This window comes from Caulobacter sp., assembly GCF_039596335.1.
Lineage (GTDB): Bacteria > Pseudomonadota > Alphaproteobacteria > Caulobacterales > Caulobacteraceae > Caulobacter.
The window spans coordinates 84953-96027 of record NZ_JBCNJZ010000004.1 but is presented as its reverse complement, the minus strand read 5'-3'; the positions used below and the strand labels follow the sequence as shown (position 1 = coordinate 96027).

The 11075-nt window shown below is 67.6% G+C and carries 12 protein-coding genes and 1 riboswitch; of the genes, 9 read left to right on the top strand and 3 right to left on the bottom strand.

Translation table 11 applies throughout. The features are described from left to right. Positions 1–76 precede the first annotated feature (76 nt). Together ABDW31_RS09520 and ABDW31_RS09515 are read left to right on the top strand one after the other, a co-directional pair. On the top strand, positions 77–340 hold the full coding sequence (locus ABDW31_RS09520) for a helix-turn-helix domain-containing protein (RefSeq protein WP_184720978.1): 264 nt from the start codon (positions 77–79) through the stop codon (positions 338–340). A 70-nt stretch (positions 341–410) separates the two neighbouring features. Continuing rightward, entirely contained in the window at positions 411–983 is a 573-nt protein-coding gene (locus ABDW31_RS09515) for an SRPBCC family protein (protein WP_343698527.1), read from the top strand. Positions 984–989: 6 nt separating this feature from the next. On the opposite strand, the gene ABDW31_RS09510 is transcribed toward ABDW31_RS09515, so the two are convergent. Then, complete coding sequence (locus ABDW31_RS09510; RefSeq protein WP_184720974.1) at positions 990–2627, bottom strand: pectate lyase; 1638 nt, start codon at positions 2625–2627, stop codon at positions 990–992. Between the two features lie 531 nt (positions 2628–3158). Between ABDW31_RS09510 and ABDW31_RS09505 the strand changes: the two genes are divergently transcribed. Further along, positions 3159–3341 carry a hypothetical protein gene (locus tag ABDW31_RS09505; protein ID WP_184720973.1) on the top strand — a complete coding sequence of 61 codons (183 nt, stop codon included), beginning with the start codon at positions 3159–3161 and terminating at the stop codon, positions 3339–3341. A gap of 8 nt (positions 3342–3349) precedes the next feature. Here ABDW31_RS09505 and ABDW31_RS09500 read toward each other — a convergent pair whose 3' ends face one another. Together ABDW31_RS09500 and ABDW31_RS09495 are read right to left on the bottom strand one after the other, a co-directional pair. Next, positions 3350–4015 carry an amino acid racemase gene (locus ABDW31_RS09500; RefSeq protein ID WP_343698526.1) on the bottom strand — a complete coding sequence of 222 codons (666 nt, stop codon included), beginning with the start codon at positions 4013–4015 and terminating at the stop codon, positions 3350–3352. After that, positions 4012–5013, bottom strand: a complete 1002-nt coding sequence (locus tag ABDW31_RS09495) for a D-cysteine desulfhydrase (RefSeq protein ID WP_343698525.1) — start codon at positions 5011–5013, stop codon at positions 4012–4014. The genes ABDW31_RS09500 and ABDW31_RS09495 overlap by 4 nt, the downstream gene beginning before the upstream one ends. A 123-nt stretch (positions 5014–5136) precedes the next feature. Between ABDW31_RS09495 and ABDW31_RS09490 the strand changes: the two genes are divergently transcribed. The 6 genes from ABDW31_RS09490 (at position 5137) to ABDW31_RS09465 (ending at position 10912) form a co-directional block, all read left to right on the top strand. Continuing rightward, positions 5137–5697: a tetratricopeptide repeat protein gene (locus ABDW31_RS09490; protein WP_184720967.1), complete on the top strand. Its 561-nt coding sequence runs from the start codon at positions 5137–5139 to the stop codon at positions 5695–5697. Positions 5698–5736: 39 nt separating this feature from the next. Continuing rightward, complete coding sequence (locus tag ABDW31_RS09485) at positions 5737–6138, top strand: hypothetical protein (RefSeq protein WP_343698524.1); 402 nt, start codon at positions 5737–5739, stop codon at positions 6136–6138. A 19-nt stretch (positions 6139–6157) separates the two neighbouring features. Further along, the gene (locus ABDW31_RS09480; protein ID WP_184720963.1) at positions 6158–7006 is read left to right on the top strand and encodes a neutral zinc metallopeptidase; all 849 of its coding nucleotides are present in this window, start codon (positions 6158–6160) and stop codon (positions 7004–7006) included. Positions 7007–7046: 40 nt separating this feature from the next. Continuing rightward, a riboswitch (TPP riboswitch) is annotated at positions 7047–7152 on the top strand. A 73-nt stretch (positions 7153–7225) separates the two neighbouring features. Further along, positions 7226–9064: a phosphomethylpyrimidine synthase ThiC gene (thiC, locus tag ABDW31_RS09475; RefSeq protein WP_184720962.1), complete on the top strand. Its 1839-nt coding sequence runs from the start codon at positions 7226–7228 to the stop codon at positions 9062–9064. Positions 9065–9113: 49 nt separating this feature from the next. Further along, on the top strand, positions 9114–10514 hold the full coding sequence (locus ABDW31_RS09470) for a S41 family peptidase (protein ID WP_343698523.1): 1401 nt from the start codon (positions 9114–9116) through the stop codon (positions 10512–10514). 44 nt (positions 10515–10558) lie between these two features. Beyond that, positions 10559–10912 carry a DUF1428 family protein gene (locus ABDW31_RS09465; protein ID WP_184720958.1) on the top strand — a complete coding sequence of 118 codons (354 nt, stop codon included), beginning with the start codon at positions 10559–10561 and terminating at the stop codon, positions 10910–10912. Positions 10913–11075: the final 163 nt, after the last annotated feature.

Below are 11075 nucleotides of genomic sequence, written 5' to 3'. Positions count from 1 at the left end.
AAAGCCGTCGAAATTCTGCAATCGACCGGTCCTATTAGTCGTCCAAAGGGAGGACGTTAGGTCCAGGAGCGTTTCGATGACCAAGCATGCCGACCTCGCGATCGACGAGGGCGCCACTCCGGCGCGCGCCCGTTCCGCCCGCGCCCTGGTCCAGGCCGTCCGCTGGCGCACGGGCCTGTCCCAGGCCGACTTCGCCCGGACCTTCAATATCGACCTGACCCTGCTGGAAGACCTGGAGCAGGGCGAGGCCCGCCCGGACTCGGCCCTGACCGCCTATCTGCGGGTCATCGACCATGCGCCGGAGGTGGTGCGCACCGCCCTGGGCCGCGGGGCGATCTGAGGGGAGAAGCGTCCGCAACCACTCGCCCGCCGTACCTGTTCCGACACCACAGCGTTCGGAGCCGGCGACGATGCGAGGACTACTGGCCCTTCTAGGCCTGCTGCTGACGGCGACGGCCGCTGATGCTTTCGAACTCAACGCCAAGGCTCAGGCGGCCCTGGCCAAGCGGGAAGCCTATACCGAGGTCTCGCCTGATCCGGATGGCGTCTCGGGCCATGTGCGCGCGGTGATCGACATCGCCGCGCCGCCCACCAAGGTCTGGGCGATGATCACCGACTGCGCGGTGGCCCATAAGATGCTGACCAACCTGACCAGCTGCCGGACGCTCTCGGGCGACCAGCGCAAGGGCTGGGACATCCGCGAGCATCTGACGCGCCGCAACCTGGTCTTTCCGGGCATGCGCATCGTGTTCCGCTCGGACTACGAGCCGGTCAGCCGGATCCGTTTCAAGCTGGTGGAAGGCGACCTGAAGGTCGAGCAGGGCGAGTGGCGCCTGGAACCCTTGAACGGCGGGCGCGGCACGCGGGTGTTCTATGAAAACCGTCTGGCGGTCGACTGGCCCGTGCCCAAGGCCCTGTTGCGCGAGACGCTGCGCAGGGACACGCCGAAGGTCCTGATGAACCTCCGGCGCGCCTGCGAGTAGGACGGCTTAGGCCGCGTCGACGAACTTGATCAGCGTGGCCATGTTGGCGATGAACGACGCCGTCGAGATGCCGATCGCCGGCTTGGGATCGGGATAGGGCGAGGTGTCGTACTTGTCGCCGACCTTGGTCTCGGAGAAGTCGCCCGGCGTCGGGGTGGCTGGGCCGTCGCCGATATAGGGCTGGCTGGTCGAGGTCAGGGGCGTGGGCCACCAGCCCTCGGCATTCAGCTCGCTGGTCAGCTTGGCGACCTTGGCCAAGTCGGCGTCGACCGGCTTGGGGGCCGAGCTGGACAGGTCGCCGCCCACCTTCAGATCCTCGACCGACAGGTCCTTGACCATGAAGTACTTGGGCAGGGCGCGGCGGCCCTTCAGCGGCGAGTTCTTGCTGGCCTCTTCCGGCGAGGTCGCCTTCAGCTTCTCGTAGCGGGCGCGGAGACCCTTCACATCGACGCTGCGGAACGACGAGTAGTGGGTGACCGTCTTCTCAGGGTTCTCGTCGGTGTAGTACCGGCCGTTGACGACGTTCGAGCCGGTGCGGTGCACGTACAGCGGCTTGCCGGTGCCGACCTGGACGAAGGTCGGCCAGCGCGCCTTGCCGGGGGCGACGTCGTCGGGCAGGCGCACGCTGTCCAGCCAGTCCAGGGCCTCGGGGATGCGGGCCAGGTACTTGGCGTCGCCCGTCAGCTGATAGAAGGTCATCATCTGCGACAGGTTGCTGGCCGTGGCGTGGGTGGCGAAGGCCTTGGGCTCGTAGGTGCGGGCCGCCGACGGCTTCAGGTCATTGACCGTGTGCTGCAGGCCCCAGGCCGGCTGCGGCTGGGGCTGCTGGCAGGCGATGTAGCAGTCCATGGCCTTGCGGATCGGACCCAGCACGCTCTCGTCGCCCAGCGCCTGGTAGACCATGATCAGGAACTCGATGTTCTCGCCGATCACGTCGTCGTTGAAGGTGATGTAGCTGGTGTAGTCGGCGTTGCCGTGGTGGTGGAACTCGTCCTTCAGCGGGTAGCGCTGCGGCCAGCCGCCGACCGGATACTGGGCTTCCAGGACGAACTTCAGGGCCTTGTCGAGCGCGGCCTTGTACTTCGGATCCTTCTTCTCGACGTACATGCGCAGCATGAACTTGCAGACTTCGGCGGTGCCTTCGTCATCGAAAGTGCAGTTGCCGTAGTAGTGCTGGAATTCCTCGAGACGCCAGCCGTTCTTGCCGATGGTGTCGTACCACTTCTTCAGCGACTCCTCGCCGGCCAGGTCGCCCAGATAGTTCCAGCCGCCGGCCGGGTTCTGGATGGCGATCAGGGCGTCGGCGGCCTTGCAGGCGGCGTCGTAATAATACTCGTCCTTGGTGGCGTGATAGGCGTCCAGGAACAGGTGGCCGACGGTGCCGGTGCCGGGCGGCTGCACCCAGATCATCGTCGGGAAGGCTTCCATCTCGCCCCAGCGGCGCGAGAAGTCGGGCAGGTAGCTCCACACGTAGCCGCCCTTGTAGGCGGCCTTGTCGACCATGAAGCGCGAGGCCTTCTTCATCGTCTCGATGGCGCCGGCCTTGGTCGGGGCGGCCAGGGCCTTGAATGGCAGGCCGGCGGCGACGAAGGCGGCGGCCGAGGAGGCCATCAGGCGGCGGCGGGAAATCGGGCTGAGCGGCATGCGAACTCCGTTGACGGAGCATGACGCCGGCCGAGGGGAAGCCTCCACCGCAGGGATGGACTGGGTCGGTTTCCCCCTGGGGCCGGCGAGGGCCCCGTCGTCTTGTGGCGACGAACTGAGCCCCAGCTTGCTACCGGTGTCACCCCTTTGGCCACCCCTAAATTTGCTACCGGTAACATTTGAGGGGGCGACCTGCGGCGGCTGGTCGCGGTTCCACGCTCAAGCTTTCGTTCAGCTTATTGAATTAAAAGGCTTTCGTCTCTGAGGGCGTGGAGCGCGCAGGCCTGCGACAGGCCGCCGCGTTGTTTCATGATCCGCGTTCGGCGAAACCCTCGTCATCGCTTTTGAGGCGACGCCGCCGCGCTCGAAGTCAGCGCAGCCGACGCCGTCCTGTTGGGGAACAGGACGACGCCCCCGGGTCCTCAGGATCCGGGGGCGTTTTCATTTCCAGATCAAACACATCGCTCAGCGAACGGCGTGCGGCCAGGGGTCGCATGGCGGGTTTTTTCATGTCCTGTAAATCATTGGGACATGGTGAACCGACACGATCATCTCAGCGAGGCCGAGCGCCTCGAACGTCAGGCGGAGATCGCTGACAGCGCCCACGCGCGCGCCGCTCTGCTGCGCATGGCCCAGGCCTCGCGCGGGACGGCGGCCCTGGTCGGCATGTTCGAAGCCTGCCACGAGGACACCGGGACCAACCTGCACCTCTAGGCCCGATTTCAGGCGAGGCAGACTTCGACGCAGCGCCTGGCCAGTTCCTGGGTGGCGTCCAGCAGCGGGACCGACAGGGCGTCCTGCGACAGCACCAGCGGCACTTCCGTACAGCCGGCCACCACGCTCTGCGCGCCCTTGCCAACCAGGCGATGGGCCAGGGCGGCCATGGTCTCGCGTGAGGCTTCGCTCAGATCACCCTGCTTGATGCGGTAGAGCAGGGCCATGAACTCGACCTGCTCGTGGTCGTCCAGCATCACCACTTCCAGCCCCATGTGCGAGAAGCGGTCGCGATAGAGGCCTAGCGCCAGGCCGGTGCCCAGCACGCCCACGACGGTCGCGCCCTTGGCCTTCGCCGCCAGCCCCGCCGTCTCCAGCATGTCGATCAGCGGCAGGCCGCTGGCCTCGACCTCGCGGGCATAGGCGTGGGCGGTGTTGCAGGCGATGGCCAGGACCTGGGCCCCGCCATCGCGCAGCCCCGCCGCCATGGCCGCCAGCACGGGGCCAGGATCGGAGTCGCTGACGTTGCGGTCCGGCACCTTGGGATTGATGTCGACCAGCACCCGCAGATGGTCCTGCTCGCGCTTGACCGGCGTGGCGGCCTGCAGCTTGGCCAGGAAGTCCAGCGTGGCGGCCGGGCCCATGCCGCCGAGGACGCCCAACACCTTACTCATCGGAGCGACGGCTCCAGCACCGACTGATAGCCAAACAGCCCTTGCGCGCCGCCGGTGTGCAGGAAGACGACCCGCTCGCCCTTGAACGCGCCCTTGCGGGCCTGGTCGATCAGGCCCTTCAGCGCCTTGCCCGAATAGACCGGATCGAACAGCAGGCCCTCGGTCTGGGCGGCCAGGGTCAGGGCGTCGATCACGCCCTGGTCGACCAGGCCATAGCCCTCGCCAACATAGTCGCAGTCGGCCACGACCATCTCGCGCTTGACCCGGCCGGCCGCGCCGATGGTTTCGGCGGTGGCCACGGCTAGGTTGAAGACGTTCTCTTCCTGCTTGGCCTTGGGCGCGCGGACGCCGAAGCCCAGGATCGGGATGTCGACCGACAGGGCGGCGAAGCCCGCGACCAGGCCCGCATGGGTGCCGGCGCTGCCGGTGGCGGTGACGATGCGGTCGATCTTCAGGTCCATCTGGTCGGCCTGCACCACCAGCTCGCGGGCGCAGTCGACATAGCCCAGGGCGCCGATGGTGTTCGAGCCGCCGCCGGGGATGACATAGGGCTTGCCGCCGCGCTGGCGCACGCTGTCGGCGGTGGCTTCCAGTTCGGCGACCATGTCCGTGCCGCCCGGCACATAGCGGATCGCCGCGCCCATCAGCTTGTCCAGCAGGACGTTGCCGTTGCCCATGTAGTCGCTGGCCTTGGAGCCGGTGCGCTCTTCCAGGATCACTTCGGTCTTCAGGCCAAAGCGCGCGCCGGCGGCGATGGTCTGGCGCACGTGGTTGGACTGCACCGCGCCTTGGGTCACCAGGGTGTCGGCGCCCTGGGCCAAGGCGTCGCCCAGCAGGAATTCCAGCTTGCGGGTCTTGTTGCCGCCTCCCGCCAGGCCCGTGCAATCGTCGCGCTTCACCCAAAGGTCGATGCCCAGCTCGGCGCCCAGGCGGGGCAGCGGCTCCAGCGGGGTCGGCAGGTGGGCGAAACGGGCGCGGGGAAAGCGGGCGAGGTGCATGGCGACGGTGCGTCCCTGATGAAGGTCGGCGCCTGTGTTAGCACGATGGGCGAAGTCCCAAAGGGGGAGTATGATCCACTTTTAGAGGACCGGCGCCAAAAGACCGGCCTCACGGAGGAAGACATGACCAGAGCCTTTTCGCTGGCCGCGATCTGCGCGGCGGCGCTTCTGACCCATGCCGGAGCGGCCGGCGCAACCACCCAGATCATCGGCAACGGCTCCACCAAGGAGTGCTCCGACGCCGCCATCGGCGGACGGACCGACAGCCGTGCGGTCCTGGCCTGCACGACCGCGCTGGAACTGGAGACGCTGAACTTCCGCGACCGCGCCCGCATTCTCGTCAATCGCGGCGTGCTGCAGATGCGCCAGGGCCAGTACGTGGCCGCCCGGGCCGATTTCGACCAGGCCAACAAGCTCGATCCGCAGCTGGGCGAGGCCTATGTGAACCGCGGCGCCACCTATGTCGGCGAGGAGCGCTGGCGCGAGGGCGTCAGCGAGATCGACAAGGGCCTGTCGATGGGCGTCAAGGATCCCGAGCGCGCCTGGTACAACCGCGCCCTGGCCCATGAAGGGCTGGGCGATCTGAACGCCGCCTATCGCGACTATTCGCGCGCGGCCGAGCTGAAACCCGACTGGGCGGCGCCGAAGACCGAGCTCGCGCGTTTCACGGTCAAGCGGCCCTGACGTCAGTGTGGTAGGGCCGCGCGTGACCCGGAGTTTTCCATGCGTGCGGCCCTTCTGCTTTCAGCCTGTCTCGTCGGCCTTGGCGGTATCGCCCAGGCCCAGGATCTGCGCCACTCGCGCGATCCGCTCGTGGCCCATGCCCTGCAGGACGCCCAGCGTGCGGAGACGGCCCGCGAGATCGAGGCCTCGAACGCCCAGGATCGCGCCCGGACGGCGGTGGTGCTGCGCGAGCTGGACGCTCAGCGCGCGGCCGGTGCGCCGACCTTGCGGCCGCTGACGGACCCGTCGACGGCGCGGATGAACCAGGACCTGGCCCAGCAGGAGGCCGAACGCGCGCGCTCGGTAGACCAGCTTGAGCGTCTGACGCAGGATGCCTTGGCCGAGAGCAATGCGCGCATGCGGGCCATCAAGCCCGCCAGCGAACCCAACACGACCAACTGAACGAAGGGGTAGGGGTCTCATGGAGTGGGAAGGCGGTCGCCGGTCCGGCAACATCGAGGATCGGCGTGGTCTGGGACCGGTCGGCATCGCCGGCGGCGGCGTCGGCGCGGTCGTGCTAGCGGCCATCGGCTATTTCGTGTTCGGCATCGATCCGCGCACCACGCTGGAAGCGACGCAGGGGCTGCAGCAGCCCGCCGCCCAGGAAGGCGCGCGGGGCCAGGTCAGCGACCGCGACGGCCAGTTCGTCGACGTGATCGAGACGTCCAACACGGAGGTGTGGTCGCCAATCTTCGCCCGTGAAGGCGTGCAGTACCGCCAGCCCGAAGCCATCGTCCTCTACAAGCAGGCCACCGGCACCGGCTGCGGCACGGGCCAGTCGGCCATGGGACCGTTCTATTGTCCGGCCGACCAGAAGGTCTATCTGGACCTGTCCTTCTGGCAGGAGCTGGAGACCCGCTTCGGCGCCCAGGGCGAGTTCGCCCGCGCCTATGTCATCAGCCACGAGATCGGCCACCACGTGCAGCACCTGCTGGGCGCCGACCAGCAGGCCCGCCGCCTGGGTGCGCGCGGCGAGGAAAGCGGCTCGGTGCGCCTGGAGCTGCAGGCCGACTGCTACGCCGGTGTCTGGGCGTCGCACGCCAATCAGGCCTCGGGCGGCCAGATCGTCATCAATCGCGCCGACATCCAGGACGGCCTGGGCGCGGCCGCCGCGGTCGGCGACGACACCATCCAGAAGCGCAGCCAGGGCCAGGTCGTCCCCGATAGCTTCACTCACGGCTCCAGCGCCCAGCGCATGCGCTGGTTCACGCGCGGCTACGAGCAGGGCGATCCGTCGGCTTGCGATACGTTCTCAGCCTCCAGGCTCTAGGCAGCGCTTGACCCCGATCAAAGTAAGCCTAGTGTCCGACCCTTGTTCACCGGGGGGTCGCTTGCGCGGCTGAGATTGGGCTTACGCCCTGACCCGTCGAACCTGATCCGGGTCATGCCGGCGAAGGGAGGGAACGCGGGTCAGGGGCCGAAACTCCGTCCGTACACCGACTTAGCGCGACACGTCCGGGTCTCCTCGAAGCCGAAGGAGCGCCCGAATATGAATATCCAGACCACCATCAAGTCCGTGGCCGAGACCCTGTCGACCGGCCCCGTGCCCGGCTCGCGCAAGGTCTACCAGGCCGGCGAGCTGTTCCCCGACCTGCGCGTGCCGTTCCGCGAGGTGGCCGTTCACCCGTCGGCCAACGAGCCGCCGGTGACCATCTATGACCCGTCGGGCCCCTATACCGACCCGGCCATGACCATCGACATCGAGAAGGGCCTGCCGCGCTCGCGCGAAGCCTTCGTCGTGGCGCGCGGCGACGTCGAGATTGTCACCGACCGCCGTCAGGTGAAGCCCGAGGACAACGGCTTCGCCCAGGGCAAGCACCTGGCCCCCGAGTTCCCGGACGCCAGCCGCAAGATCTATCGCAGCAAGCCGGGCAAACTGGTCACCCAGCTGGAATACGCCCGCGCCGGCATCATCACCGCCGAGATGGAATATGTCGCCATCCGCGAGAACCTGCGCCGCGAGCAGAACGCCCCGTGCGTGCGCGACGGTGAAGACTTCGGCGCCTCGATCCCGGACTTCGTGACCCCCGAGTTCGTGCGCCAGGAAATCGCCCGCGGCCGCGCCATCATCCCGGCCAACATCAACCACGGCGAGCTTGAGCCGATGGCGATCGGCCGCAACTTCCTGGTCAAGATCAACGCCAATATCGGCAATTCGGCCGTGCTGGGCACTGTCGCCGACGAGGTCGACAAGCTGGTCTGGGCCACCCGCTGGGGCGCCGACACGGTCATGGACCTGTCGACGGGCCGCAACATCCACAATATCCGCGACTGGATCATCCGCAACTCGAGCGTCCCGATCGGCACGGTGCCGATCTACCAGGCGCTGGAGAAGGTCAACGGCGTGGCCGAGGACCTGAACTGGGAGGTCTTCCGCGACACCCTGATCGAGCAGTGCGAGCAGGGCGTCGACTACTTCACCATCCACGCCGGCGTGCGCCTGCCGTTCGTGCCGATGACCGCCAAGCGCGTCACCGGCATCGTCAGCCGCGGCGGCTCGATCATGGCCAAGTGGTGCCTGGCCCACCACAAGGAGAACTTCCTCTACGAGCGCTTCGAGGACATCTGCGAGATCATGCGCGCGTATGACGTCTCGTTCTCGCTGGGCGATGGTTTGCGTCCGGGCTCGACCGCCGACGCCAATGACGAGGCCCAGTTCTCGGAGCTGCGCACCTTGGGCGAGCTGACCAAGGTGGCCTGGAACCACGGCGTTCAGGTGATGATCGAGGGGCCTGGCCACGTGGCCATGCACAAGATCAAGGCCAACATGGACGAGCAGCTGAAGCACTGCCACGAGGCCCCCTTCTACACCCTCGGTCCGTTGACCACGGACATCGCCCCTGGCTACGACCACATCACCTCGGCCATCGGGGCTGCGATGATCGGTTGGTTCGGCACCGCGATGCTCTGCTACGTCACGCCCAAGGAGCATCTTGGCCTGCCGGACCGCGACGACGTGAAGACGGGTGTCATCACCTACAAGCTGGCCGCCCACGCCGCCGACCTCGCCAAGGGCCACCCGGGCGCGTCGATGTGGGACGACGCCATCAGCCGCGCGCGCTTCGAGTTCCGCTGGGAGGACCAGTTCAACCTGGGCCTGGACCCCGAGACCGCCCGCAAGTTCCACGACGAGACACTGCCGAAGGAGGCGCACAAGACCGCCCACTTCTGCTCGATGTGCGGACCCAAGTTCTGCTCGATGAAGATCAGCCAAGAAGTCCGCGACTTCGCGGCCGGCAAGGCGCCCAACAGCGCCGAACTGGGCATGGCCGAGATGAGCGAGAAGTTCAAGGAACAGGGGTCGGAGATCTATCTGAAGACCGAGTGACGGCTTTTTCACTGGCGCGGCGGTGGAGACGCCTTCACCGTCGCGGCCCATGAATCGCTCGAAGAAACGCTTGAGTCTCCTGGCGGCGGTCGCCGTCCTTTCCGCGGCCGCGCCGGCCTTTGCCGAGAGCCCGTTCTGGCCGGTGCAGCCCAAGGGCGGCTTCGTGGCCGCCGAGCTGCGCGGGGCGTGGAAGGCGCGGGGCTATGGCTGGATCGTGCAGTTCGGGCCTGAGGGCGCGCAGCTGTTCCAGACCGCCGGCGAGGCCTGCTATCCCGATCCGCGCCGCGAGCCCGATCCCGACGGCGTGCTGAACCAGTGGCGGGCCGAGGGGCAGGGCGTCATCACCCTGACCGGCGATCCAGACGGCACGCGCTATCTGTTCGACAAGCTGCCCAACCTGCCCAACGCCTGCATCAGCGCGGCGGGTTGGACGCCCGACCGCATCGTGACCTTCGTCGCCGACACCTTCGCCGAGTCCTATCCGCGCTCGGCCGAGCGGGGGCTGGACTGGTCGGCGCGCAAGACCGCCGCCTTGGCCCAGGTCTCGTCCACGGCCACCGACGCCCAGCTGTGGACGGCGCTGTCGGGCCTGCTGGCCGGCATTGACGATCCCCATGTCGAGCTGCACGGCGTGGTGGCCGGCTCGCAGCGCGACTTCGAGCCCGGCGGTCCGGCGACCCTGAGCCGCGTCCTGGCGGCCGATCCGGCCGGCGGTGAAAAGGCTTGGCTGGCGGCCTATCGCGAGGGGATCCTGTCGCAGGTGCTGGAAGGCCGCGGCCGCCAGACGGCCAACAACCGCATCTTCTGGGGTCTGGCCGGCGATGTCGGCTACATCAACATCGTCACCATGGGCGCCTTCGCCCGCAACGCCGCGCCCGACGATCCCCGGCCGCTGGACGCGGTGATGGACGAGGCCCTGGGCGCGTTTACCGGCGCCAAGGCGGTGATCGTCGACGTCAGCAACAACCGCGGCGGCTACGACGCCATCAGCCAGCGGGTCGCCGCCCGCTTCACCGACCAGCCGCGCGTGGCCTATTCCAAGGTTCCCGTCGGGGCCAAGGCGCCGCCGCAGCCGATCCGCATCGAGCCAGCCACGGGGGCGCGCTTCACCGGGCCGGTCTATCTTGTCACCAGCGACGTGACGGTCAGCGCCGGCGAGACCTTCACGCTGATGATGAAGGCCCTGCCCAATGTCACCCAGGTGGGCGGGACCACGCGCGGGGCGTTCTCCGACCAGCTGCCCAAGCCGCTGCCCAATGGCTGGGCGCTTGCCCTGCCGGCCGAGCTCTACAAAGGCCCCAGGGGCGAGGACCTGGAGGGCAGGGGCCTCGTCCCTGACGTGCCGCTGGCCGTTTTCCCGGACAACGACCTGTCGAACGGCCATGCCAAGGCCATCACCGGCTTGATCGTAAAAATTCGTGAGGGCGGTGTCGGAACGGCGGCCCGCTGAACGTCCTTGTCTTCGACAACGCCAACTGAAGCGGAGGAAACGTCATGGCCTATGTCGATGGTTTCGTGCTCGCGGTGCCGAAGGACAAACTGGACGCCTACAAGGATATGGCCCGGCTAGGGGCCGAGGTCTGGATGGAGCATGGCGCGCTGTCCTACGTCGAATGCATCGGCGACGACGTGCCCTACGGCGAGCTGACCTCGTTCCCCCGCGCCGTCCAGGCCAAGGACGACGAGGTCGTGGTGTTCTCGTGGATCACCTACAAGGACCGCGAGACCCGGGATGCGGTCAACGCCAAGGTCATGGCCGACGAGCGGCTGAAGGGTTCCATGGAGAACGCGCCGTTCGACGGCAAGCGCATGATCTACGGCGGCTTCCAGGCCTTCGAAGAGCGCTGACAGCTCAAGACGGAAGACCCTGAACATCAGACCGCGCGCCTTCGCCAGGCGCGCGGTCTTTTTGTTTCCGGGGTGCAACATCGTTTCTGGGGCGGTGTAGCAAACCCGCCAATGTGGCCGGACTTGGCGAGCTTCGCCGTGATCTTGGCGAGAAGAGACACGC

Excerpts from the sequence above, each read along its gene's own strand:
- ABDW31_RS09495 (WP_343698525.1), bottom strand. The coding sequence starts at position 5,013 with ATGCACCTCGCCCGCTTTCCCCGCGCCCGTTTCGCCCACCTGCCGACC.
- ABDW31_RS09490 (WP_184720967.1), top strand. The coding sequence starts at position 5,137 with ATGACCAGAGCCTTTTCGCTGGCCGCGATCTGCGCGGCGGCGCTTCTG.
- ABDW31_RS09500 (WP_343698526.1), bottom strand. The coding sequence starts at position 4,015 with ATGAGTAAGGTGTTGGGCGTCCTCGGCGGCATGGGCCCGGCCGCCACG.
- ABDW31_RS09465 (WP_184720958.1), top strand. The coding sequence starts at position 10,559 with ATGGCCTATGTCGATGGTTTCGTGCTCGCGGTGCCGAAGGACAAACTG.
- thiC (WP_184720962.1), top strand. The coding sequence starts at position 7,226 with ATGAATATCCAGACCACCATCAAGTCCGTGGCCGAGACCCTGTCGACC.
- ABDW31_RS09515 (WP_343698527.1), top strand. The coding sequence starts at position 411 with ATGCGAGGACTACTGGCCCTTCTAGGCCTGCTGCTGACGGCGACGGCC.
- ABDW31_RS09480 (WP_184720963.1), top strand. The coding sequence starts at position 6,158 with ATGGAGTGGGAAGGCGGTCGCCGGTCCGGCAACATCGAGGATCGGCGT.
- ABDW31_RS09470 (WP_343698523.1), top strand. The coding sequence starts at position 9,114 with ATGAATCGCTCGAAGAAACGCTTGAGTCTCCTGGCGGCGGTCGCCGTC.
- ABDW31_RS09505 (WP_184720973.1), top strand. The coding sequence starts at position 3,159 with ATGGTGAACCGACACGATCATCTCAGCGAGGCCGAGCGCCTCGAACGT.
- ABDW31_RS09520 (WP_184720978.1), top strand. The coding sequence starts at position 77 with ATGACCAAGCATGCCGACCTCGCGATCGACGAGGGCGCCACTCCGGCG.
- ABDW31_RS09485 (WP_343698524.1), top strand. The coding sequence starts at position 5,737 with ATGCGTGCGGCCCTTCTGCTTTCAGCCTGTCTCGTCGGCCTTGGCGGT.
- ABDW31_RS09510 (WP_184720974.1), bottom strand. The coding sequence starts at position 2,627 with ATGCCGCTCAGCCCGATTTCCCGCCGCCGCCTGATGGCCTCCTCGGCC.